The sequence below is a fragment of the Stenotrophomonas sp. SMYL11 genome, assembly GCF_036320005.1.
GTDB lineage: Bacteria > Pseudomonadota > Gammaproteobacteria > Xanthomonadales > Xanthomonadaceae > Stenotrophomonas > Stenotrophomonas maltophilia_A.
In genome coordinates, this window is record NZ_JAWIRS010000015.1 from 33,573 (window position 1) to 55,526 (window position 21,954).

Below are 21,954 nucleotides of genomic sequence, written 5' to 3' on the forward strand. Positions count from 1 at the left end.
GACAGGGATGATGATGATTCATTTCCATCATGACTGCAGCAGGCGGACACTGTGCACCCCCGCTTCCTGGAACACCGCGTGAGCCCGTCCCTCCCCCCTCTGCACCGCTGGCAGGTGCTGCTGATGTCGGTGGCTACCGGCGTGGCCGTGGCCAGCAACTACTATGCGCAGCCGCTGCTGCACACCATTGCCGATGCCTTCGGTGTGCCGTTCGGCCAGGTCGGCATGGTGGTCACTGCCGCACAGCTGAGCTATGCCGCCGGACTGATCCTGCTGGTGCCGCTGGGAGACCTGTTCGAGCGCCGCCGCCTGATCGTGGTGATGAGCCTGTTGTCGGCAGGCGGGCTGGTCATCAGCGCCTGCGCGCCGTCGCTGACCTGGCTGCTGGTCGGCACCGCGATCACCGGCCTGTTCTCGGTGGTGGCGCAGGTGCTGGTGCCGTTTGCGGCCACGCTGGCCGCGCCGGAACATCGTGGCCGCGTGGTCGGCACATTGATGAGTGGCTTGCTGCTGGGCATCCTGCTGGCGCGCACCGTGGCCGGCCTGCTTTCCAGCCTGGGCGACTGGCGACTGGTGTATGCGATCGCCGCCGGCACACTGGTGCTGACCGCGCTGGCGCTGCAGCGCGGCCTGCCGCGATTCCACCACAGCGCCGGCCTCGGCTATTTCGCATTGCTGCGCTCGATCGGCGTGCTGTTCGTGCAGGAGCCGGTGCTGCGCCAGCGCACGCTGCTGGGCGCCTGCAGCTTCGCCATGTTCGCGATCTTCTGGACGCCGCTGGCGTTCCTGCTGGCACAACCGCCCTACGCCTACAGCGACGCCACCATCGGCCTGTTCGGGCTGGTCGGTGCGGCCGGCACGCTGGCGGCCGGCCTGGCCGGCCGCATGTCCGACCGCGGCCAGACCGGCCGCGCCACCGCCATCGCGCTGCTGCTGTTGCTGCTGTCGTGGCTGCCGCTGGGGCTGTCGGCACACTCGCTGCTGGCGCTGCTGGTCGGCGTGGTGGTGCTGGACCTGGCCGCGCAGCTGCTGCACGTCAGCAACCAGAACCTGATCTATGCACTGCAACCGGCAGCGCGCAACCGCCTCAATGCCGGCTACATGACCGGCTACTTCATCGGTGGTTCGCTGGGTTCGCTGCTGTCGGCGCAGGTCTACCAGCGCTTCGGCTGGAGCGGCGTCTGCGTGGCCGGTGCTGCGGTGGCCATGCTCGCCCTGCTGCTGTGGCTGCCCGGCGCGCTGCGCGCGCGCCAGGCTTCGGTGACTGACTAGAAGCTGCCCTGCAGCGCCAGCTCCCAGCGTCCGCCGGCATTGCCCGGAAACAACCGCTTCGCTGCGTTGTCGGTGTCATGCACGGTGGCGCGCAGTTCCCATGCCGGGGTCAGCGAGGCGATGGCACTGAGCTGGCCATGCAGGTAATCAGACCCCTGTGCGGTGGCCAGCCAGTACTGGCCTACCGCAGCTTCGAGGCGGAAGCGCTCGTGCAGCGGCACCCGCACACCCAGCTGGGCATAGGTGCCGCGATGGCCGCCCGCCAGCGCGTCGTTGGAATGCGCCAGCTGCAGCCAGGCGCGCTGCTTCCAGGTCACGGTGGTATTGAGCTCGGTCCAGTCCAGCGCGCGGCCGGTGCCCGGGTACATGTAGCGGGTCAGGTTGGCATCCAGTGTCCAGTCTGGTGCCAGTGCACCACTCCAACCGGCCACCAGGTCGAACTCGCTGCGCGCGCCGTTGTCCGGCTTGAACGAAACGTTGGAACCCCACACGCTGGCATACCAGCCCGATGCGGCCGAGATCTTTGCGCCCGCCTGCACCGCCGGATCGCCGTCGCTCTGCGAGCTGCCGCGCCACACGTAGTCACTGGTCAATGCGGCATTGCCACTGACCTGCACCTGTGCCTGCGCGCTGCCGATCCCGAGCAGCCCTGCCAGGGCGGCCACCACCGCCGCCATCATCCCCTTGCTGTTCACTGCACTGTGTTCCTCGTCGAAGGCGGTCACGCCGCCGGGAACGCAGTGTCGAGGCGGTGGCCGTAACGGATCGAGGGTGCTGCCGGGCCCGTGGCGCAAATTCGGCGTAAAGCCGGTGAATCCGGGCCACATGCCAGCAGCGCGGTATCATGGCGCCCTGTTTCCAGGAACCAACCGTGTGGACGCCATCCTGACTCCGGTATCGATCGGCGAGCTGATCGACAAGATCACCATTCTCGAGATCAAGGCCGAGCGCATCGACGATGCGGCCAAGCTGAGCAACGTGCGCACCGAGCTGGACGGCCTGCTGCCGTTGCTGCAGCAGCAGCTGCAGGCACAGCCGGCGCTGGCCGTGCTGAAGCAGCAGCTGAAGGCGATCAACGAACGCATGTGGGACATCCAGGACCAGCTGCGCGACAAGGAAGCGGCCCAGGTGTTCGACGATGCCTTCATCCAGCTGGCACGGGGTGTCTATGGCACCAATGGCGAGCGCGTGCAGGTGAAGAACGAGATCAACCGCGTGGCGGGTTCGGCCCTGGTGGAAGAAAAGCAGTACCAGGGCGAATAAGCCCGCTCATCCGCATTCGAGCAGGTGCCGGATGCGGAACAGCTCACCATCGCTGTGGATACCCAGCTTCTCGTAGGCCGTCCGCTTCTGCGTGCTGACCGTACTGGCCGTGCGCCCGAAGCGCCGCGCCACCTCGCCGGTGGTGCAGCCCTGCAGCACCAGCCGGAGCACCTCGCGCTCGCGTCGGCTCAAGGGCGTGAGCACCGGCGCCGGTGTGCGCCGCATGCGCGATCGATTCAACTGCGTGCGCAGCTCCGGGGGCACAAAGCGGCCGCCACGGGCCAGCACGTCGATCGCACGCATCAGCATCGCTGGCGAAGTGCCCTTGGGCAGGAACCCGCGCGCACCGGCCTGCATCGCCATGGTCACCGTGCTGGCATTGCAGTGTTCGGACAGCACCAGCACCGGCAGCAGCGGCCAGCGTCGTGACAGCAGCCGCAGCAGGGCCAGGCCCTGTTCGGGTCCTCGCGGCGCCAACAGATCGATCAGCAACAGGTCGGCGCCACCGGGTTCGCGATGCAGCAGGTCGAGCAGATCACCTTCGCGGGTGAAGCTGCCACAGATCTGCACGCCGCCGTGCTGGCGCAGCACTACCTCCACCCCCAGGCGCAGCACGGGGTGCGGCGCCAGCATTGCCAGGCGGCGGGGTCGATCGAGGGGCAGAGCGGGAACAGCAGGCGACATCACGCGGATCCGGCGGTACGAAGTGCCCACCGTAGGCCCGCGCCGGGAGCAGCGGAATCCAATTTATTGCAACGCACCAAATACGCGCGCAGGCGCTCAGCTGTGGTTTCGGATCGCTACAACGCGACAGGCCCGGCAGAAGCCGGGCCTGTCGAGGCATCTTCAGCGCGCAGGCGCGCCGAGGAAGCAATTACCAGCTGAAACGCGGGCCGACGGTGTATTCCTTGTCGCCGTCGCGGTTCATCTTCAGCTCGCCGTTCAGGCCCCAGTTCTGGTTCAGCTTGACCTGACCACCCAGGCGGCCGTACCACTGGCCTTCCGGATTGATGCCGTGCTTCTTCGAGAAATCTTCGTAGCCGACCATGCCGTAGACTTCGGCGTGGGCACCGAAGGCGGTGCGGATACCCGCTTCAGCGCTGTAGCCGTTGAAGTCCAGGCCGTGCTTCTGGTCGCGCTTCTGGTAGGCAACGCGGGCAACGAAGTCGGTGGTCGGAGCGATTTCAACGTTGTAGCCGGCGCCGATCTTCCACTGGTCCAGCTTGATGTTGGTGTGGTCGATTTCCTGGCGGCTGTACTCACCGAACGCGTGGAAGTTCGGCAGGAAGCCGTACGAACCCTTCACGCCCCAGCCGTCGGCCTTGAACGCGTCGATGTCGGTCTTGGCGTAGTCGGCTTCGGCGTAGTTGTAGGACAGGTTCTCAGCAGCCGAGGCGGTGAACGGCAGGGCAGCGGCCAGGGCCAGAGCAATCAGCGAATTCTTCATGGGGGTACACCTTTACTTTCTTATGGTGTGCAGCAGCGCCAGGGCGCCATCGCATCGGGAATGTAAATTCTCCGTTATTCGCCACAACGCTCCCTGAAAACAGCGGTCTTCGCATTGCTGAATTTTCTGGCTTGATTCAGGCTGTCTCTGGCATACGCGCGCGGCGCGCGTGCATTTGTGATTCGTCGCCGATTGCAACAGGAGGTTGCCTTGCACGTTTCCGATCCGCTGCTGATGCCTGTTCGCGCCGTCCTCCTGGCCTGCGCTGCCCTCCTGTTTCCGATCCACGCTGCGCACGCGCAGCAGGCGGCTGACTACCAGCGCGCCGAACGCGTGCATGACAGTCATCTGCGCGGTGCGCTGCGCAATGCCTCGGTCCTGCCCAACTGGCTGGCCGACGGCCGCTTCTGGTACGAACGTGAAGACACCCAGGGCCGGCGCCAGGCGGTACTGGTCGATCCAGTACACGCCACACGCCAGATCCTGTTCGAACCCGATGCGCTGGACGCTGCGGTTGCACCTCTCGGCGCCAGCGGACCACGCCTGCGCTTGAACAGCGTGCAGGTACTGGATGAAGGCCTGCGCCTGCGGTTCAGCGGCGAGGCGGCGATCAGCTGTCAATGGCCACGCCTGCAGTGCGTTCGTTCGCAGGATGCAGTGCCAGCGGCCGATGCGCTGCCATCGCCCGGCGGTGATGCCTGGCTGCAGGTACGCGATCACAACCTGTGGCTGCAGTCATCCGGAATGGCAGCACGAGCGCTGACCAGCGGCGGTGAACCCAATCATGGCTATGGCGTGCTGCCGGACTTCACCCTGCGCGGCATTCCACGCCGCCAGGGCCGGACGCCGACGCGGCCGTTCGCGGTCGACTGGTCACCGGATGGCCGCTACGTGGCCGGCATCCGCTACGACGAACGCGCGCTGCAGGACTACCCCTATCTGGAAAGCAGTCCGGCCAACAGCGCGCGGCCGCGCGTGCATACGGTGAAGCTGGGAGTGCTGGGCGATGCACAGCAGGTACGCGACAGCGTGTATGTGGTCGACATCCGCAATGGCCAGCAGCATGACATCGCCTTGCCGGAAGGCTGGAATACCCTCAGCGAAGCCGGCGTACTCGGATGGGACGGCGACCGGTTGTATGCCGTTATCGCGCACTTCGGCACACCGCGCAGGCTGCGCCTGGTGGAGATCGATGCCAACAGGGGTGCATTGCGCACGGTTCTGGAAGAAGCCAGCGACACTCGCCTGCAGCTCAACGTGTATTCCTACAACCGGCCAGCGGTGGCCATCCTTCCCGGCCAGGACACCGCCGTGTGGTTCTCGCAGCGCGATGGTTGGGGCCATCTGTACCGGGTGCGCCTGTCCGATGGCAAGGTGCTGCGCCAGCTCACCCGCGGCAAATGGGTGGTGCGCGACCTGCTGGGTGTGGACGCTGCGGGTGGCTGGGCGTACTTCAGCGCCGGTGGCATCGACGGTGGCGACCCCTACGTGCGCGGCCTGTACCGGGTATCGCTGCAGGGCGGTCCGATCCAGCGACTGGCCGCCGATGGCAGCGACCACATGGCCGATGCCGGTACCGGCGCGCTGTTCGGGGGACGCGCGCCCCAGGCGCTGTCGCCTGGCGGTGGCTATCTGGTGGATACCGTTTCCCCTCTCGACCAGCCACCACGCACCGTGCTGCGGGCCAGCGATGACGGCCGTGAAGTGATGGTGCTGGAAACAGCCGATGACAGCGCTATCGCTGCTGCCGGCTGGCGCCCACCACGGCGCGAGCGACTGCTGGCCGCCGATGGGCGCACGCCGATCTTCGCCACCGTCTACCTGCCCCGTGACTATCGCCATGACGGCAGCTTCCCGGTGATCGACGCGATGTACGGTGGCTCGTTCATCAGCAATGCGCCGGTGACCTACGCCGAGGCGGTGTCTGCCTTGAATCCGGTGTCACGCGCCAGCCTGGCCGAACTGGGCTTCGTGGTGGTCAGCATCGACGCGCGCGGCACCGGTGGCCGCGACAAAGCGTTCCATGACAGCAGCTTCCTGCACGGGACAGATGTGCAGCTGGATGACCATGTAGCTGCGCTGCGCCAGCTGGGCGAACGCTACCGGGGCATCGACCTGCAGCGGGTCGGCATCTATGGGCATTCGTTCGGTGGTTACAGTGCAGCGCGCGCCCTGCTGCGCTATCCGGCGTTCTACAAGGTGGGCGTGGCCTCGGCCGGCAGCCACAATTTCCAGGGCATGTACGGCGGGGCATTGCACGGCATGGACCGGTTGTTCGGTGGCGTGCTGCCGCCAACAACCCTGGCCGATGGCGTGCCGGCGCCGTTTGCCGGACTCGACAATGCAGCACTGGCCAGCAACCTGCGCGGGCATCTGCTGCTGGTCTATGGCGAACTGGACGAGAACGCGCCACCGGCGCTGACCCTGCAGCTGGCCGCCGCCCTGAACAAGGCCCAGCGCAGCTACGACCTGCTGTACCTGGCCCGGCAGGACCACGAACTGTTCCGCAACGACGCCACCTACACGCACCGCATGTGGAACTACTTCGTGCGCCACCTGGCCGGCCAGCAGCCACCAGAGACGGTGCTGGCGCCGCTGCCCGGCGGCCCCGGCTGAACAGGCACACACAGGATGTCGATCCACGGCGCGCTGGTTCGTCGTGTACTTGAAGGCCGTGCATGCGGCACGGTCCATCCGGAGGCAGGCAATGAGCTACATCGATGGTTTCGTCCTGGCGGTGCCCACCGCCAACAAAGAGAAGTTCCTCGCCCATGCACGCACAGGGGATCCCGTTTTCATCGAGTACGGCGCGCTGCGCGTGGTCGAGTGCTGGGGTGACGACGTACCGCACGGCAAAACCACCGACTTCTTCGGCGCGGTGAAAGCCACGCCGGATGAGACGGTCGTGTTTTCCTGGATCGAATGGCCGGACAAGCCGACCCGCGACGCCGGGATGAAGAAGATGATGGAAGACCCGCGGTTTGATCCGGCGACGAATCCGATGCCGTTCGACGGCGCGCGGATGATCTACGGTGGGTTCGTGCCGCTCTACGAGCTGACGCGCTGAATCCGGCGGACGTGCTCAGCGCGCGTCCGCCTCATCGCTGGCGGAGCCATGGCCGGCGCCCAGTGCGGCGCCGGCGCCGAGGCCCATGCCGCCCATGCCGGCCCCCATTCCGCCACCACCACCCGCACGACCGCCCTTGGCATCGCCATCGTTGCGGCCCTTGCCACCGCCACTGGCAGCGGGCCGGGTCGGCCCTTGCGGCGGTATCTGCAGTCCGGCCGGAATCGGCGCCAGGTCCAAGGCGTCGCGCACGAAGTCGCGCAGCGAGACCACCAGTTCGTGTAGGTGCACCGGCCGCCCCTGTGCCAGTTCGTTGGCCGCACGCGCGGCCAGCCGCACCTGCTCGTCGGTGCCCAGCAGCAGGATGTCCGACAGTGCCGCTTCAACCGCATCGCGGATGCGGCGCGCGCGATCCGAGCGGGGTTCGGCGATGCCTTCGGCATCTTCGCGCTGGCGCAGGTCACGGCGATGGCTGGGATCCACGCCCAGTTCGCCAGTGAACGAACCGCCCAGGGTCTTGTAGGCCGCCATCAGCGTGCGCAGCCGTTCGTTGATCTGCCGGTTCTCGCGTTCGCGACGCTGCTGCAGGGTCTGCATCACCAGCAGGCGGATGCCCACGCCCAGCAGGGTGATCAGGACCAGGCCGGCCAACGTGGACAGCACGCCCTGCCAGGAACTGAAATCGATACCGCGCATGCCAGGAGCTCCAGCAGGAAGAACCTGCATCTTGCCCCAGACCGCGCCCCAGAAACGCGAAAGGCCCCACCACCCGGAGGGTGGCAGGGCCTTCGGTCACGGCGCGATTACTTGCGCTTGGCGACCTTGCGCACGGCCTTCTTGGCCGGAGCCTTCTTGGCCGGAGCCTTCTTGGCTGCGACCTTCTTCAGCGGCGCAGCCTTCTTGGCGACCGTCTTGCGGGTGGCGGCAACCTTCTTGCCAACTGCCTTCTTGGCAACGACAGTCTTCTTGCCGACGGCCTTCTTGGCGACGGCAGCCTTCTTGCCGACAACCTTCTTGGCGGCCGTGGTCTTCTTGGTGGCGACCTTCTTGGTGGCGGCAACCTTCTTGCCGACAACCTTCTTCGCAGCCACGGCCTTCTTGCCAGCGACCTTCTTGGCGGCGACGGTCTTCTTGGCCACGGCCTTCTTGGCGGTGGCGACCTTCTTGCCGACAACCTTCTTGGCAACGGTCTTCTTGGCAACGGTCTTCTTCGCGACGGCGGCCTTCTTGGTGGCAGCCTTCTTCACGGTGGCGACCTTCTTGCCAGCAGCCTTGGTGGCAGCCTTGGTGGACTTCTTGGCAGCGGCGGCCTTCTTGGTCACAGCCTTGCCTGCAGCCGCCTTCTTCTTGGCCACTTCCTTCTTCAGGGCAGCGGCTTCGGCCTTGGCGTTCTTCTTGGCGGCTTCCAGCTTCTTCTTGGCGTTGGCAACAGTCTTGCCGACCGACTTGGCAGCCTTCTCGGCCTTCTTGGCAACGGTCTTCTCGACCTTGGCCACGGCCTTCTTGGCCTTGGCAACGCGGGTACCGGCAGCCTTGGTGGCGCGCTTGACGGTCTTCTTGACCGACTTCACTGCGTCTTCGGCAGCGTGGGCGATGGTCTCGCCAACGTTGGTGGCGGTTTCTTTGACGTTCTCGACGGCGTCGGTCACGACCGACACACCATTACCGTTGCTCATGTTGCCCTCCTGCGGGCCTTAAGTATCAAAACGGGGCGATGCTATACCGACATTGACGATCGTGGAACGGGGCGTGCGCCCGCAATCGCATCTGCTGCGACGGCAATGGTGTAGCCCAGCACCCTCTCGAGCACAGTGGGTTGACAGGAAACCCCTTTTTTTCAGTGCTGCGCCGCACGATGCGGGTAGCGGCAGGTGCTGCCTGCGCGCACCTGCCCGAATGCGGCGAAAGGCATGCGATATGGCGCATCGCGGCACCAGGATGCGCAGAACTGCGCAAGTATCGGCCTGTATCCACACGCGCTTCGGTAGACGCCGGCACGTTGCGAAGCACGCCCGACGTTGTCGCCACCGCCCCATAGATGGCGACGCCGACCCGCGTTCCGGGCGCCCGGTTTTCATGGCGCATTTATCCAGATCGCGACACACTCATTCAGCTTGTTTTACCGTAGGCCCGAACCGCCCCCACCCACGCCAGCGAACCGACTCCCATGCGACCGCTTCCCACCCTGCTCACGCTCGCAATCGCCGCCGCCTTCGGTGGCTTCGTTGCCACCGGCATCAATGCTCACCTGGACAACCGTGCCGACGCCGCGCCGCTGCCAGCGGTGCTGCCGACCACGGCGGCACTGCCGGCCTCGGTGGCCGGACAAGCGGTGCCGTCGCTGGCACCGATGCTGGAGAAGGCGATGCCGGCCGTGGTCAGCGTCAACACCAAGCAGGTGGTGCGCGTGCGCAACCCCTTCTTCAACGACCCGTTCTTCCGCCGCCTGTTCCCGGACATCCCGCAGGAACGCATCAACGAATCACTGGGCTCGGGCGTGATCATCGACGCCAAGGAGGGCCTCGTGCTGACCAACCACCACGTCATCGACAACGCCGATGACGTGCAGGTGACACTGGCCGACGGGCGCACGGTCAAGGCCGAGTTCCTCGGTTCGGACCGCGATACCGACATCGCGCTGATCCGCATCCCGGCGCAGAACCTGACCGACATCAAGCTCGGCAACAGCGACCAGCTTCGGGTCGGTGACTTCGTGGTGGCGATCGGCAACCCGTTCGGTTTCAGCCAGACGGTCACCTCCGGCATCGTCTCGGCGGTGGGCCGCAGCGGCATCCGCGGGCTGGGCTACCAGAACTTCATCCAGACCGATGCGTCGATCAACCCGGGCAATTCCGGTGGCGCACTGGTCGACCTGCAGGGCCAGCTGGTCGGCATCAATACCGCCAGCTTCAACCCGCAAGGCAGCATGGCCGGCAACATCGGCCTGGGCCTGGCGATCCCCTCCAACCTTGCGCGCAGCGTGGTCGACCAGCTGGTCAAGCACGGTGTGGTGGTGCGCGGCACGCTGGGCGTGGAGAGCCAGAACCTGACCGCGCAGATCGCGCAGGGCCTGGGCCTGGGCGAAACCCGTGGCGCACTGATCACCCGCGTGCTGGCCGGTTCGGCCGCTGCGACCGCCGGACTGAAGCCGGGCGACGTGGTGGTCTCGGCCAACGGCCAGCGCGTGGACAGCGCAGAAGCCCTGCACAACGTGGAAGGCCTGGCGGCGGTCGGCAGCGCGCTGACGCTGGACGTGCGCCGCGAGGGCAAGCCGCTGCAGATCAAGGCAACGCTGAAGGAACAGGCGCGCGCGGTCAGCGGTGAGAGCCTGGACCCGCGCCTGACCGGGGCCACCTTCGTCGACCTGCCGGAGTCGCTGCGCCAGTCCGGTGTCGGCGGCGTGCTGGTCAGCGAGGTCAAGCGCGGCAGCCGCGCGGCCACCAACGGCCTGCAGCAGGGCGACATCATCACCGATGCCACCGTGGGCGAATTCGCCGACCTGGCCAGCTGGCGCGCCAACTTCCAGCAGCGCCCGCCGACCCTGGTGATACGCGTGCTGCGCAACAATGGCCAGCAGCAGGGCCAGCTCGTGATGCGCTGATCGCCTTGCCGTAACACCCCCTATACCCCGGCAATGCTATTGCTGTCAGTCCAGGTCGGCACCGCCGACTCCCGTTCCCCCATCGCAACAGGAGTGATTCGATGAGCCCCACCAATACCGAGAACCTGAAGGAACACCTGGGTGAAGCCGGTTCCCACCTGAAGCAGGCCGCCACGGCCGCCGGCGGTGCGATCAAGGGCGCAACCGGTGCCGCGACCGACGAACTGCGCATCGGCAAGGCCAACGTCAAGGCTGAACTGTCCGACAGCGCCCTGTCTGGCCTGGCCGCCGCCGAGTTTGGTGGTGCAGCCGCCAAGGAACAGGTCGACGCGCTGATGGACAAGGGCAAGGACCTGATCGACAGCGCCGCTGAGCTGATCCGTGAACGTCCGCTGGCCTCGTTCGGTGTCGCCTTCGCTGCCGGCTGGATCATCGCCAAGCTGGCCCGCGGCAGCAGCGACAAGTAAGCCGCGGCGTGAGCGAAGACAACGCGCAAGCGCCTGATCCGGCGGCTACCCCGCCGCTGGATGAGAGCATCCGCCAGGTCGGTGCGGCCGGTCGTGCCGCTGCCGATTCTGCCAAGCACACGCTGCGCTCGCTGCGCCGGTTGGCCTCGGCCGACTTCGCGCTGGCGCGTAGTGCATTCGGTCGCGCGCTGGCCTGGGCCGGCGTGGCGATCGTGTTCGGTGCCTCGGCCTGGCTGCTGATGGCCGCCACCCTCATCGCCCTGCTGCAGAGCTGGGGCCTGAGCTGGCTGCAGGCGCTGCTGATCACCTCGCTGCTGAGCCTGGCCGTAACCGGTTATGCGATCTGGCGGGTGTCCTACTTCTTCCACCACACCGGCATGCACGCTACCCGGCGCCAGCTGTCACGCCTGGGCCTGTTCGACGAACCTAGCGAAGACGATCCCGATGCCGAGGTGCAGCTGCCCGAGGGCAAGCCATGAAGTTCGGCGCGCTGCAACGGCGGGTGAAACGCTGCGAACAGGTGGTGACCGTGCGCTTGGGCGAAACCCAGGACCACTGGTCCACGCTCAGCGACGTCTGGCGAAAGGGCTGGTCGCCGCTGCGCATCGTGGTGGTCGGCCTGGCCGGTGGCTTCATCGCCGGCAAGCTGGAAGTGCCGGGCAAGGTCAATGGTGCCCGCTGGCTGCAGATGGTGGGTTCGGTCTCGAACCTGTTCGCCAGTGCACAGGCGGCGTTCGCCACGGCGATGGCGGCGCAGGCCGCAGCCACTGCCGACGACGCGGCTGAGGAAGCCGACGAAGCCAGCGAACAGGCACAGGCAGCGGCCTCCGCTGCCGAGCCACGGCCGGCACCGGCCCCACGCTCCGTGCCGGAGCCAGAACCGGACCCGCGCGGACCGCGTCCGGCCGAAGCGGCCACCGAGCTGTCCGAACGTTGATCCATGGAATCCGCCGCGCCGATCGCGGCCGGCGGATAATGCGCTCCCCTTCCCGGTTGGTGCGTCGATGAGTGAGTCCCTCCTGTCCCCGTCACCGGCCGGCCCCGAACAGCCCGACGCCCCGTTGCCGCCACCGTCGCGTCCGCGCGGACCGATGTCGCTGGTGGTGCTGGCGACCCTGGCGGTGGGCTACACGCTGTGGGCCGCGCAGGACATCATCCTGCCGGTGCTGCTGGCGATGTTCTTCGCACTGGTCGGCAATCCGATCCTGCGCCTGCTGCAGAAACTTTGGATTCCGCGTGCGCTGGGCGCTCTGCTGATCCTCGGCGCCGGCCTGGGCGTGACCGGTTCGCTGGCGGTGCAGTTGATCGGCCCGGCGATGGAATGGGCACAGGAAGCACCGCAGCAGCTGCGCAAGATCGCCCGCCAGGTGCAGGACCTGACCAAGCCGGTGCAGCAGGCCAACCAGGCGGCGGAGAACTTCGCCCGCGTGGCCGGTGGTGACAGCAACCGCAAGGTGCAGGTGATCCGCACCCAGCTCGACGACCCGTACCGCATGCTGACCCGTGCGCCGCGGCTGGCCGCCTCGGTGCTGGCGGTGGTGCTGCTGACCCTGTTCTTCATGATCTATGGGCAGAACCTGCAGCGCGCGGCGATCGCTCTGTTCCCGAACCGTCAGCAGCAGCGCTTCACCAGTGACATCCTGCGTTCGATCGAACGCGAGGTCTCACGCTACGTACTGACAATCAGCGTGATCAACACCCTGGTCGGGCTGGTGTTTGCCGGCGTGCTGATGCTGCTCGGCATCGGCCTGCAGGAAGCGCTGCTGTGGGGCACGGTGGCTGCGCTGCTGAATTTCGCTCCGTATGTGGGTCCGTTGATCGGCGTGGCGCTGATGCTGCTGATGGGCTTCGTCGAATTCCGCGACCCGCTGCAGGCCCTGCTGCCTGCCGCCGCCTACCTGGGCCTGCACACCCTGGAAGGGCAGATGGTGACCCCGATCGTGCTGGGCCGTCGCATGAAACTGTCGCCACTGGTGCTGATCCTTGCGCTGATGGTGTTCGGCTGGGCCTGGGGCATGATCGGGCTGCTGCTGGCGGTGCCGCTGCTGGTCTGCATCAAGCTGGTGTTGGCGCGGCTGGACGGAATGCAGGGCTGGGCACGGCTGCTGGAATGATCGCGTCCCATCGGCGGGTGCGCTGGAAAGCAACGGTGGAAAAGCCAAGGCTGGCAGAATGGGTGCCCGCTTTTTTTTCAGGATGGAACCTCTCTCATGTTCTCTTTCGCCCGCCGATGCCTCGCCCTGACCTGCCTGGCCGTCCCCGCCTTCGCCGCAACTCCGCCCAGTGCGGACGTGGCCCGCACCCAGCTGGTGGAGGCCGTCACCTGCCAGCGCCATCTGACGCCTGAACAGTTCGATGCCATGGCCAAGGTACTGATGCCTGGCGGGGCCAAGGCCAGGGACGAGCACGACAATGGCTACACGTTGGCCGCGCCACTGACGGTGCTTGGCCTGCCGGTGACCCATGTGAACGCCTACGATGGCTCCAGCGGCGAGGATGGCGTGGACAGTTACACGGCGTACTTCGGCAGCACGGAGATCAGCAAGGTCGCCGCGTTGGCGAAGATGCCGCCGCCAGTGGCAGGCAGCTACCGCCGCGAGGTGGGCCGGCATGATCTGGTCGTGAACCGCCTCGACGGCCAGACCATCCTGTATTGCGAATACGATCTGCGCGGCCACTGACGGCCGCGGCGCCTGCCCGTCGCGCGGCATGAAAGCCCGCGCGGGCAGGGGTAGAATGGCGGGGTGAATTTCCCCGTCCAAGCCATCACCCTCGACCTTGACGACACGCTGTGGCCGTTCGCTCCGATCGGCGCCCGCATCGACCTGGTCCTGCACGAGTGGATGCGTGAACACAGCCCCGCCACGGCCGAGATGTATCCGGTGGCGGCGATGCGCGAACTGCGCGAGCGCCTGTACCACGCCCATCCGCACCTCCATCACGACCTGAGCGCACTGCGCCGGCTGACCCTGCACGAAGCGCTGCACACCAGCGGTGCCAGCCTGGATCTGCTGGAGCCGGCGTATGACGTGTTCTTCGCCGCGCGCAACCAGGTCGAATGCTACCCCGATGCGATCGACGCACTGGCGCGGATTGCCGCGCGGGTACCGGTCGCAGCACTGAGCAACGGCAATGCCGATCTGGAGCGGATCGGCCTGGCCCATCATTTCGCCTTCCAGCTGGGCGCGCGAGAACACGGCGCGGCCAAGCCGGAGGCGAGCATCTTCCACGCCGCCTGCACCCGACTGGGTGTGGCGCCGGCACAGGTACTGCACGTCGGCGACCACGCCGAAATGGACGTGGCCGGGGCGATCGCCGCCGGCCTGCGCGGCTGTTGGATCAACCGCGAAGCAGCCACCTGGACCCATCCGCAGCTGCAGCCGGACCTGCAGTTCGACACCCTCACCGGCCTGGCCGACTGGTTGGATGCCAACCTCGACGCTGCCGCACCCCGGAGTATCTGACGCATGAGCGAGATCACTGGTTTCACTGCCGACACCGCCGCAGCACTGCCGCTGTACGTGCTGGACCGCGAGCAGTTCGCGGCCTGGAAGGACGGCCAGCCGGCCGCCACCCAGGCATGGCTGGCGTCGCAGGGCTTCACCGCCGGTGCCTTCACCACGGCGTTGCTGCCCGGCGCCGATGGCCTGGCCGGAGCGGTGATCGGTGTCGGTGATCGTGCCGATGCCTACAGCTATTCGCATGCACCGCATGCCCTGCCGGAAGGCAGCGTGTGGCAGCTGGCCAGCGAACTGCCGGCCGCCGAACTGGCGCTGCTGCAGCTGGGCTGGGGCCTGGGCAGCTACCGCTTCGACCGCTATCGCAAGCGCCACCGTGCGCCGGCGCGCCTGGTGGCCGAGCCGACCGGCGAAGTGGCCGACCTGATCGCCGCCAGCCTGCGCGTGCGTGACTGGGTCAACACCCCGACCGAAGACATGGGTCCGCAGCAGCTGGAAGACGCCGCGCGCACGCTGGCCGATGCGCACGGCGCGCAGGTCGAGGCGATCACCGGCGATGAGCTGCTGAAGCAGAACTTCCCGGCCATCCACGCCGTCGGTCGTGCCTCGCATCGCGCACCGCGCCTGGTCGTGCTGCGCTGGGGCAAGGACACCGATCCGGCACTGGTGCTGGTCGGCAAGGGCGTGTGCTTCGATACCGGCGGCCTGGACATCAAGCCGGCCGACGGCATGCGCAACATGAAGAAGGACATGGGCGGCGCCGCGCATGCACTGGCCCTGGCCGGCCTGGTGATGGCGCGCGGCCTGCCGGTGCGCCTGACCCTGCTGGTGCCGGCAGTGGAAAACGCGATCGGTCCGGATGCGTTCCGCCCGGGCGAAGTGATCGCCACCCGCAAGGGCCTGAGCGTGGAGATCGACAACACCGACGCCGAAGGTCGCGTGATCCTGTGCGATGCACTGACCTTCGCCAGCGAGCAGAAACCGGACCTGGTGCTGGACTTCGCCACCCTCACCGGCGCCGCGCGCATCGCACTGGGCCCGGATCTGCCGGCGCTCTTCAGCAATGACGACAACGTGGCGCAGCAGTGGTTGCAGGCCGGTGATGCGACCCGCGACCCGGTCTGGCGCATGCCGCTGTGGCGCCCCTACCTGCGTTACCTGAGCAGCGGCATCGCCGACCTGGCCAACGCCGGTTCGCGCATGGCCGGTTCGGTCACCGCCGCGCTGTACCTGGAACGCTTCCTGGAAGACGGCCAGCGCTGGGCGCATCTGGACGTGTACGCCTGGAACGACGGTGAGCGCCCGGGCCGTCCGGCCGGTGGTGAAGCGCTGGCGCTGCGTTCGGCGTGGGCGATGCTGAAGCAGCGCTACAGCTGATCGGGTGGGTGCCGACCGTTGGTCGGCACGCCGTCCCCGCCAAATCTGACGAAAAATTGAATTTCGGCCCCGGCCGGGTTCTGCGAGGATGTGTGGGTCGACCACCCACACGCTCCGTGAAGGCAGGACTCCGACCATGTCGCTCTTCCGCTACACCCGCGCCGGCCAGACACCGGGCGCACCGCGCAAGCATTCGCCGCTGCCCTGGATCGCACTGATCGCGCTCATTCTGGGTGCCGTCGCGCTGGCCTTCGCCTGGCTGGCCGGCTGGATCGGCGACCGCCTGACCGCGCAGCGCTTCACCGACACCATCGAAGCTACCGGCCCCGCCCATCCCGGGTTCCGTCGTGCGCACAGCAAGGGCGTGTGTGTAAGCGGTTGGTTCGAACCCAGTGCGCAGGCCCCTACCCTGTCCAGCGCCCGCGTGTTCTCGCAGTCACGCGTACCGGTGATGGGCCGCCTGTCGATCGGCGGCGGCGACCCTTACGGCGCCGACAACACCGCACGCGTGCGCAGCCTCGCGGTGCAGATGGTCAGCGATGATGGCCAGGAATGGCGGATGGCGATGAACAGCTTCCCGTTCTTTGCCGTGCCCAACGCCGAGGCGTTCTACGCGCAGACGCGTGCCTCCATCCCGGACCCTGCCACCGGCAAGCCCGACCCGCAGAAGATGGCCGCCGTACTGGCCAGGTACCCCAGTGCGCAGGCGTTCCAGCAGTGGGCCAAGACGGCGCCGTGGACCAGCAGCTGGGCCGACACCACCTTCAACAGCGTCAACAGCTTCTGGTTCACCAACGCGCAGGGCCAGAAACGCGCGGTGCGCTGGCGCTGGCAGCCGCAGGCACCGGTGGTGGAGATGGATGCGGAAACGCGCAAGCACGCCAGCGTCGATTTCCTCAGCCAGGAACTGCAGCAGCGCCTGGCCAGCGGCCCGGTGCGCTGGAACCTGGTCGTCACCACCGCCGAGCCTGGCGATGCCATCGATGATCCGTCGGTACCGTGGCCCGAGTCGCGTGATCAGGTGGTGGCCGGCGTACTCAGCCTGGACCGCATGCAGTCGCAGGAACAAGGCGCGTGCGGCCAGATCAACTTCGATCCGCTGATCCTGCCCAGCGGCGTGCGCGGCAGTGACGATCCGATCCTGGCCGCCCGCTCGGCGGTGTACTCGCAATCCTTCAACCGACGCGAACGCGAGCGCGCCACCGGCAACGTCGAGCAACCGAAGGAGGCCGCACGATGAGCACCGGCAACGGCCACTTCAACCTGCTCGCGCGCGTGCTGCACTGGTCCATGGCGCTGATGATCATCGCTATGCTGTTCATCGGCGTGACCATGGTCGCCTCGCTGCAGCTGCGGCCGATGCTGATCGATCTGCACCGTCCGCTGGGCATCGCCATCGGCGTACTGGTGCTGCTGCGCCTGTACAACCGGCTGCGCCATCGCCCACCGCCGTTGCCGGCGGATCTTCCTGTATGGCAGGTGATGGCGGCCAAGGCCTCGCACTGGATGCTGTATGCACTGATGCTGGCGATGCCGCTGATCGGCTGGGCGATGCTGTCGGCCGGCGGTTACCCGATCGTGCTGTGGGGTGGCCTGCACCTGCCGCCGATCGTGCCACACACCCCGGCGCTGTACGCCGCGTTGCGCAATGCACACAGCCTGCTGGCGTATGTGTTGTTCGCCACGGTGCTGATGCATGTGGGTGCGGCGCTGTTCCACCTGTGGGTGCGGCGTGATGGGGTGTTCCAGGCGATGGCGCGCGGGAAGGATTGAGCGGGTTCGCCGGGAGTTCCCGCCGGATCGTTTCCGCGACTGCGGAGGGGTGTCACTTTCTTTGCGCGCAAAGAAAGTAACCAAAGAAACGCTCCGCCGGCCGCGAGCCGACGTGCTTCGCACGCCGGTGCCCTGCGCTCCTCGATCCGTCGAGGGACGGCGCGGGAACTCGCTGCGCTCAGACACCCGCGCCTCTTCGCCCTCGCCGGACCTGCGGTGCTCGGCTCGCTCAAGGCGGACTTGAAGGTCAAGATCAATGGCAACAGCATCCACGCATGGCGTGGACCTACGGGGTGCAACATCGGCTTTTGACGTTGGGTCCGCCTTTTAGCGAGCCGAGCATCGCAGGGGAATCAGGGGCGAAGAGGCGCCGATGTCTGAGCGCAGCGAGTTCGGCGCCGTCCCCTGATTCACCGAGAAGCGCAGGGCACCGGCGCGCAGCGCCGGCTCGCGATCTGGCGGCGTGTTTCTTTGGTTACTTTCTTTGCACGAGCAAAGAAAGTGACACCCACCCGCGGTCGCGGAAACGACATCATTGGGAACAGCTGGGCGCCACTACAACCACCCCTTCTGCCGCGCCAGCCGATACGCCTCGATCCGATTGGCCACACCCAGCTTGCCGATGCACTCGGACAGGTAATTGCGCACCGTACCGTGCGACAACCCCAGCTGCTCGGCGATCTCGCTGGCGGTGCGGCCCTCGCCCGCCAGCCGTAGCACGCGGCGCTCGCGGTCGGTCAGCGGGTCGGCCTGAGACCACGCATCCAGCGCCAGCTGCGGGTCGATCGCACGGATGCCCTGCTTCACCTTGCGCAGGGCGTCCGCCAGGTTCTCGGCCGGTGCGTCCTTCAGCAGGTAGCCCAGCACTCCCGCTTCCAGCGCGCGGCGCAGGAAACCGGCACGGGCGAAGGTGGTCACGATCACCACCTTGATCGGCAGTTCGTGGCGGGCGATGCGTTGCGCCAGCTCCAGCCCGCTCAGGCCCGGCATCTCGATGTCGGTCACCAGGATGTCCGGCTGCAGCTGCTGCAGCATGCGCCAGGCGGCCTCGCCATCGGCAGCACTGCCCAGCACCTCGATATCCGGCTCCAGGCCCAGCAGCGCCGACAGTGCACCGCGCACCATCGCCTGGTCTTCGGCCAACAGGATGCGGATCATGCGGCACCGTCCTGCGCCAACGACGTGGATGACAGCGGCGTGGTCGCGGCCATCAACGGCACCCGTACCGTCAGCACCGTGCCGGCCCCGCGCGGCGACTGCAGCGTCAACTGGCCACCCAGTGCTGCGGCCCGCTCACGCATGCCACTCAATCCATTACCCTCGGCATGCACGCCGCCACGGCCATCATCGCGTATCTGCATCACCAACTGTCGATCCTCAAGCATGAAATCCACCTGCACCCGGGTCGCCTGCGCATGGCGCACGATGTTGGTGGCGGCCTCGCGCAACACCAGCGCCAGCCCGCGCTCCACCTCAACCGGCATCGCTGGCGGCGTCGTGTACTGCAGATGTACCTGCTGGCATTCCAGCAGCAGGCGCGCCGATGCCAGCTCGCCAGCAAGGTCGCTGGCGCGGATGCCGGTCACTGCACTGCGCACCTGTGCCAGCGCTTCGCGTGCAATGTCCTCGGCCTCGCCGATCTCCTGCCGCGCGCGCACATCACCGCGGTCGTGCAGCTTGCGCGCCAGTTCCAGTTTCAGCGTGATCAGCGACAGGGTATGGCCCAGCAGATCGTGCAGGTCGCGGCCGATACGCTCACGCTCGGCGGTGGTCGCCAGCCGCCGCACCTCGTCCTGGGACAGCTGCAGGGCGACGTCACGCTGCTGGCTCAGGGCCTCCACGTTCACCACCAGGCCGACGATGAACGAGACCGCCGGCATCCACACCATGGCCTGCCACGGATAACCGAAGTACAGCGCGGTGCTGCAGAACAGAAGGTTCAGCCCGGTGAGCTGCAGCAGGTACTGCCACCAGCCGCCCCGGCTGCTCATGCGGATCATCACGCAGCCGAACACGAAATAGCTCAGTCCCGAGGGGTACCACGGCAGCAGTACCAGGGCCATCACGATCATGCCCAGCGCGTAACGCCATGCATGGTGCCGTGGCGCCAGCATCACCTTGGCGTAGAACAGCAGGAACAGCGGATAGCTGACCAGGGTCAGCAACAGCCAGCGCAGGGTGAAGCCGTTCCCCAGCACCGGGGTGAGGAAGATCCATACCGACCACAGCAGGTGGATCGCACCGCTCCAGGGCGATTTGCCACGCCGCAGCAGCTCGGCCACCGCCGAATCCGGTGCGGGGCGCAGCAGGGACGCAAGCCAGCTCGACGACACGGGAGGATCCAGGCGGGGACGATCGCTGCCGATCATGCCAGTTCAGCCGATCCGGCGCAGGCGCCGGCGCGCCAGCAGCAACGCGACCACGGTCACTGCCAGCAGCACCAGCAGATGGCCGGCCACGCTGCCCACCGACGGCAGCCCGACCACCGGCAGCGCCAGCTGCGCCAGATGCCAGGCCGGCCACAGTGGGGCCATCGTCGAGAAAAGCTTCGGCAGCGCCGACAGCGGCAGCCACAGGCCCGACAGCAGGGCCAGCGGCAGGTAGACCAGATTGACCATCGCCGGTGCCGCGCTGGCACTGACATGGCTGCCGATCAGCAGGCCGATCGCCCCCAGCGGCAACGCCGCCAGGCCCGCCACCGCCAGCAGCTGCACCATCTGCAACGCCTGCAGCTGCACACCACCGAACACGCGCGCGACGCCGATCAGCAGCAACGCCACCAGCAGCGCGAACATCACCGCCATCGCCAGCCGCGCCAGCAGCGGTGCTGCCGCCGGCATCGGTAGTGCGCGCTTGAGGGTCAGCAGGCCGCCTTCACGGTCCAGCGCCAGCTGCACGCCGAAGCCGAACAGGGCCGGGGCCATCGCGCCAAACACGCAGTAGGTGGCCAACAGATACAGCGGCGCGTGACCACGCCCGAGCAGCACGCCGAACAGCAGGTAGAACAGCACCGGAAACAGCAGCGAGGGCACCGCGAACGCCGGCGTGCGCCAGGCCCGGCGCAGTTCGGCCAGCAGTTCGGCGCGGTAGGGGCGCAGTACGCTGCGCCATGAGGCTGCTGGCGCGCTGGCGGTACGGATCAGGGTGTTCATGCGGCCTCCCGGGTCATGTCGAGGAAGGCGTCGGCCAGCGCCGCGCCCTGTACTTCCAGCTCGCGCAGCTGCGCGTCGGCGGCCAGCAGGCGCGCCACCACCGGCTCGGCCGGGCTCGCCAGCAGCTGCAGGTGCTCGCCGTCGCGCTGCACCTGCTGCACGCCCGGCCACTGCTGCACGTCCTCAATGGGCAACCCGCTGCGGCAGCGGATGCGGCGCGGCCGATCGGCCAGGCGCAGCTCGCTCAGCGGCGCGTCGGCCAGTACCCGGCCCTGCTCCAGCACCACCACCTGCTGCGCCAGCGCTTCGGCTTCCTCCAGGTAATGGGTGGTCAGCAGCACACCACAGCCTTCGGCCACCAGCTGCCGGATCGCCTGCCACATCACCTGCCGCGCCTGGATGTCCAGGCCGGTGGTGGGCTCGTCCAGGAACAGTACGCGTGGCCGCCCACACAGCGCGATGGCGAACTGCACGGCGCGCTGCTGGCCGCCGGAGAGCTGGCCATAGCGGCGGCCTGCAAGCGCCTGCAGGCCAGCGCGCTGCAGCACCTCCTGCAACGGCATCGGGTCGGGATAGCAGGCGCTGGCCTGCGCCACCAGTTCGTCCACCTGCAGCATCGGCGGCAGGCTGGTGCTCTGCAGCATCAGGCCCAGGCCGAGGCGGCTGCTGCGCTGCTGCGGGTCACCGCCGAGCAGCTCGACCTGGCCGACATCGGCGCGGCGCAGGCCCAACAACACGCTGATCGCGGTACTCTTGCCGGCACCGTTGCGGCCCAGCAGCGCCAGCACCTGGCCAGCGCGTACCTGCAGGTCGATGCCATGCAGGGCGGTATGGTCGCTATAGCGCACCTGCACCTGCTGCAGGCGGGCCAGCGATGGGGCGATCGGATCCATGGGCGGTACCGGTAGCGGGGACGTTGCCATCCTGTGCCGCCGTGGTCACATTTCGCAGTTGCCGCCGTCAGTGTCATCGGGTGACAGCTGTCACTGCCGTCATCGCTGTGCCTGCCTTCATGCTGTGCCGCACGCTCCACCGCCGGAACCGCCGCCGTCTGCCCTTCCGGTCACACCCGCCCGA

The 21,954-nt window shown here is 67.4% G+C and carries 23 protein-coding genes; 14 read left to right on the forward strand and 9 right to left on the reverse strand.

Features of this window, described 5'->3' with window-relative positions:
- Positions 1–123 precede the first annotated feature (123 nt).
- Positions 124–1,272, forward strand: a complete 1,149-nt coding sequence (locus V3B46_RS17760; RefSeq protein WP_329892534.1) for an MFS transporter — start codon at positions 124–126, stop codon at positions 1,270–1,272.
- Here the strand turns inward: V3B46_RS17760 and V3B46_RS17765 are convergent.
- Complete coding sequence (locus V3B46_RS17765) at positions 1,269–1,967, reverse strand: TorF family putative porin (protein WP_329892497.1); 699 nt, start codon at positions 1,965–1,967, stop codon at positions 1,269–1,271. The two genes, V3B46_RS17760 and V3B46_RS17765, sit on opposite strands and share 4 nt — an antisense overlap.
- A 178-nt stretch (positions 1,968–2,145) precedes the next feature.
- Here V3B46_RS17765 and V3B46_RS17770 point away from each other — a divergent pair, with 178 nt between their 5' ends.
- Entirely contained in the window at positions 2,146–2,535 is a 390-nt protein-coding gene (locus V3B46_RS17770; RefSeq protein WP_026347234.1) for a DUF6165 family protein, read from the forward strand.
- Positions 2,536–2,541: 6 nt separating this feature from the next.
- Here V3B46_RS17770 and V3B46_RS17775 read toward each other — a convergent pair whose 3' ends face one another.
- Positions 2,542–3,219: a response regulator transcription factor gene (locus tag V3B46_RS17775; RefSeq protein WP_329892498.1), complete on the reverse strand. Its 678-nt coding sequence runs from the start codon at positions 3,217–3,219 to the stop codon at positions 2,542–2,544.
- A gap of 190 nt (positions 3,220–3,409) precedes the next feature.
- Positions 3,410–3,982 (reverse strand): OmpO family porin, encoded by a 573-nt coding sequence (locus V3B46_RS17780; protein WP_032130335.1) that lies wholly within the window; start codon positions 3,980–3,982, stop codon positions 3,410–3,412.
- A gap of 210 nt (positions 3,983–4,192) precedes the next feature.
- Here V3B46_RS17780 and V3B46_RS17785 point away from each other — a divergent pair, with 210 nt between their 5' ends.
- Together V3B46_RS17785 and V3B46_RS17790 are read left to right on the forward strand one after the other, a co-directional pair.
- Positions 4,193–6,598 (forward strand): S9 family peptidase, encoded by a 2,406-nt coding sequence (locus V3B46_RS17785; RefSeq protein ID WP_329892499.1) that lies wholly within the window; start codon positions 4,193–4,195, stop codon positions 6,596–6,598.
- A gap of 91 nt (positions 6,599–6,689) precedes the next feature.
- The gene (locus V3B46_RS17790) at positions 6,690–7,049 is read left to right on the forward strand and encodes a DUF1428 domain-containing protein (protein WP_032130337.1); all 360 of its coding nucleotides are present in this window, start codon (positions 6,690–6,692) and stop codon (positions 7,047–7,049) included.
- Positions 7,050–7,064: 15 nt separating this feature from the next.
- Here the strand turns inward: V3B46_RS17790 and V3B46_RS17795 are convergent, their stop codons facing one another.
- Positions 7,065–7,745 carry a hypothetical protein gene (locus V3B46_RS17795; protein WP_329892500.1) on the reverse strand — a complete coding sequence of 227 codons (681 nt, stop codon included), beginning with the start codon at positions 7,743–7,745 and terminating at the stop codon, positions 7,065–7,067.
- Positions 7,746–7,852: 107 nt separating this feature from the next.
- Entirely contained in the window at positions 7,853–8,725 is an 873-nt protein-coding gene (locus V3B46_RS17800) for a histone (RefSeq protein WP_329892501.1), read from the reverse strand.
- Positions 8,726–9,216: 491 nt separating this feature from the next.
- Between V3B46_RS17800 and V3B46_RS17805 the strand changes: the two genes are divergently transcribed.
- The 10 genes from V3B46_RS17805 to V3B46_RS17850 all read left to right on the forward strand — a co-directional run bounded on the left by V3B46_RS17805 (position 9,217) and on the right by V3B46_RS17850 (position 17,725).
- The gene (locus V3B46_RS17805; protein ID WP_049462587.1) at positions 9,217–10,650 is read left to right on the forward strand and encodes a Do family serine endopeptidase; all 1,434 of its coding nucleotides are present in this window, start codon (positions 9,217–9,219) and stop codon (positions 10,648–10,650) included.
- Between the two features lie 101 nt (positions 10,651–10,751).
- The gene (locus V3B46_RS17810) at positions 10,752–11,117 is read left to right on the forward strand and encodes a hypothetical protein (protein ID WP_004153835.1); all 366 of its coding nucleotides are present in this window, start codon (positions 10,752–10,754) and stop codon (positions 11,115–11,117) included.
- 8 nt (positions 11,118–11,125) lie between these two features.
- On the forward strand, positions 11,126–11,596 hold the full coding sequence (locus V3B46_RS17815; RefSeq protein ID WP_049398102.1) for a phage holin family protein: 471 nt from the start codon (positions 11,126–11,128) through the stop codon (positions 11,594–11,596).
- Positions 11,593–12,054 carry a protein sip-5 gene (locus V3B46_RS17820; protein ID WP_329892502.1) on the forward strand — a complete coding sequence of 154 codons (462 nt, stop codon included), beginning with the start codon at positions 11,593–11,595 and terminating at the stop codon, positions 12,052–12,054. Before V3B46_RS17815 ends, V3B46_RS17820 begins: the two co-directional genes overlap by 4 nt.
- Before the next feature lie 67 nt (positions 12,055–12,121).
- The gene (locus V3B46_RS17825) at positions 12,122–13,231 is read left to right on the forward strand and encodes an AI-2E family transporter (protein ID WP_329892503.1); all 1,110 of its coding nucleotides are present in this window, start codon (positions 12,122–12,124) and stop codon (positions 13,229–13,231) included.
- A gap of 96 nt (positions 13,232–13,327) precedes the next feature.
- Complete coding sequence (locus V3B46_RS17830; protein WP_329892504.1) at positions 13,328–13,798, forward strand: hypothetical protein; 471 nt, start codon at positions 13,328–13,330, stop codon at positions 13,796–13,798.
- A gap of 63 nt (positions 13,799–13,861) precedes the next feature.
- The gene (locus V3B46_RS17835) at positions 13,862–14,581 is read left to right on the forward strand and encodes an HAD family hydrolase (RefSeq protein WP_106466806.1); all 720 of its coding nucleotides are present in this window, start codon (positions 13,862–13,864) and stop codon (positions 14,579–14,581) included.
- A 3-nt stretch (positions 14,582–14,584) separates the two neighbouring features.
- Positions 14,585–15,952, forward strand: coding sequence for a leucyl aminopeptidase family protein (locus V3B46_RS17840; RefSeq protein WP_329892505.1), 1,368 nt, complete (start codon positions 14,585–14,587; stop codon positions 15,950–15,952).
- A 136-nt stretch (positions 15,953–16,088) separates the two neighbouring features.
- Positions 16,089–17,192, forward strand: coding sequence for a catalase family peroxidase (locus V3B46_RS17845; RefSeq protein WP_154262002.1), 1,104 nt, complete (start codon positions 16,089–16,091; stop codon positions 17,190–17,192).
- Positions 17,189–17,725: a cytochrome b gene (locus tag V3B46_RS17850; RefSeq protein ID WP_329892506.1), complete on the forward strand. Its 537-nt coding sequence runs from the start codon at positions 17,189–17,191 to the stop codon at positions 17,723–17,725. The genes V3B46_RS17845 and V3B46_RS17850 overlap by 4 nt, the downstream gene beginning before the upstream one ends.
- A 555-nt stretch (positions 17,726–18,280) precedes the next feature.
- Here the strand turns inward: V3B46_RS17850 and V3B46_RS17855 are convergent.
- From V3B46_RS17855 to V3B46_RS17870, 4 genes are read right to left on the reverse strand one after another with little or no spacing between them, the layout of a single operon-like run.
- On the reverse strand, positions 18,281–18,883 hold the full coding sequence (locus V3B46_RS17855; protein WP_005407733.1) for a response regulator transcription factor: 603 nt from the start codon (positions 18,881–18,883) through the stop codon (positions 18,281–18,283).
- On the reverse strand, positions 18,880–20,094 hold the full coding sequence (locus V3B46_RS17860) for a sensor histidine kinase (protein ID WP_329892507.1): 1,215 nt from the start codon (positions 20,092–20,094) through the stop codon (positions 18,880–18,882). Before V3B46_RS17860 ends, V3B46_RS17855 begins: the two co-directional genes overlap by 4 nt.
- 6 nt (positions 20,095–20,100) lie before the next feature.
- Entirely contained in the window at positions 20,101–20,877 is a 777-nt protein-coding gene (locus V3B46_RS17865; RefSeq protein ID WP_329892508.1) for an ABC transporter permease, read from the reverse strand.
- Positions 20,874–21,770 carry an ABC transporter ATP-binding protein gene (locus V3B46_RS17870; RefSeq protein ID WP_154261996.1) on the reverse strand — a complete coding sequence of 299 codons (897 nt, stop codon included), beginning with the start codon at positions 21,768–21,770 and terminating at the stop codon, positions 20,874–20,876. The genes V3B46_RS17865 and V3B46_RS17870 overlap by 4 nt, the downstream gene beginning before the upstream one ends.
- Positions 21,771–21,954: the final 184 nt, after the last annotated feature.

Excerpts from the sequence above, each read along its gene's own strand:
- V3B46_RS17830 (WP_329892504.1), top strand. The coding sequence starts at position 13,328 with ATGTTCTCTTTCGCCCGCCGATGCCTCGCCCTGACCTGCCTGGCCGTC.
- V3B46_RS17840 (WP_329892505.1), top strand. The coding sequence starts at position 14,585 with ATGAGCGAGATCACTGGTTTCACTGCCGACACCGCCGCAGCACTGCCG.
- V3B46_RS17805 (WP_049462587.1), top strand. The coding sequence starts at position 9,217 with ATGCGACCGCTTCCCACCCTGCTCACGCTCGCAATCGCCGCCGCCTTC.
- V3B46_RS17800 (WP_329892501.1), bottom strand. The coding sequence starts at position 8,725 with ATGAGCAACGGTAATGGTGTGTCGGTCGTGACCGACGCCGTCGAGAAC.
- V3B46_RS17820 (WP_329892502.1), top strand. The coding sequence starts at position 11,593 with ATGAAGTTCGGCGCGCTGCAACGGCGGGTGAAACGCTGCGAACAGGTG.
- V3B46_RS17760 (WP_329892534.1), top strand. The coding sequence starts at position 124 with ATGTCGGTGGCTACCGGCGTGGCCGTGGCCAGCAACTACTATGCGCAG.
- V3B46_RS17810 (WP_004153835.1), top strand. The coding sequence starts at position 10,752 with ATGAGCCCCACCAATACCGAGAACCTGAAGGAACACCTGGGTGAAGCC.
- V3B46_RS17855 (WP_005407733.1), bottom strand. The coding sequence starts at position 18,883 with ATGATCCGCATCCTGTTGGCCGAAGACCAGGCGATGGTGCGCGGTGCA.
- V3B46_RS17860 (WP_329892507.1), bottom strand. The coding sequence starts at position 20,094 with ATGATCGGCAGCGATCGTCCCCGCCTGGATCCTCCCGTGTCGTCGAGC.
- V3B46_RS17825 (WP_329892503.1), top strand. The coding sequence starts at position 12,122 with ATGAGTGAGTCCCTCCTGTCCCCGTCACCGGCCGGCCCCGAACAGCCC.
- V3B46_RS17790 (WP_032130337.1), top strand. The coding sequence starts at position 6,690 with ATGAGCTACATCGATGGTTTCGTCCTGGCGGTGCCCACCGCCAACAAA.
- V3B46_RS17845 (WP_154262002.1), top strand. The coding sequence starts at position 16,089 with ATGTCGCTCTTCCGCTACACCCGCGCCGGCCAGACACCGGGCGCACCG.
- V3B46_RS17775 (WP_329892498.1), bottom strand. The coding sequence starts at position 3,219 with ATGTCGCCTGCTGTTCCCGCTCTGCCCCTCGATCGACCCCGCCGCCTG.
- V3B46_RS17850 (WP_329892506.1), top strand. The coding sequence starts at position 17,189 with ATGAGCACCGGCAACGGCCACTTCAACCTGCTCGCGCGCGTGCTGCAC.
- V3B46_RS17870 (WP_154261996.1), bottom strand. The coding sequence starts at position 21,770 with ATGGATCCGATCGCCCCATCGCTGGCCCGCCTGCAGCAGGTGCAGGTG.
- V3B46_RS17795 (WP_329892500.1), bottom strand. The coding sequence starts at position 7,745 with ATGCGCGGTATCGATTTCAGTTCCTGGCAGGGCGTGCTGTCCACGTTG.
- V3B46_RS17865 (WP_329892508.1), bottom strand. The coding sequence starts at position 20,877 with ATGAACACCCTGATCCGTACCGCCAGCGCGCCAGCAGCCTCATGGCGC.
- V3B46_RS17780 (WP_032130335.1), bottom strand. The coding sequence starts at position 3,982 with ATGAAGAATTCGCTGATTGCTCTGGCCCTGGCCGCTGCCCTGCCGTTC.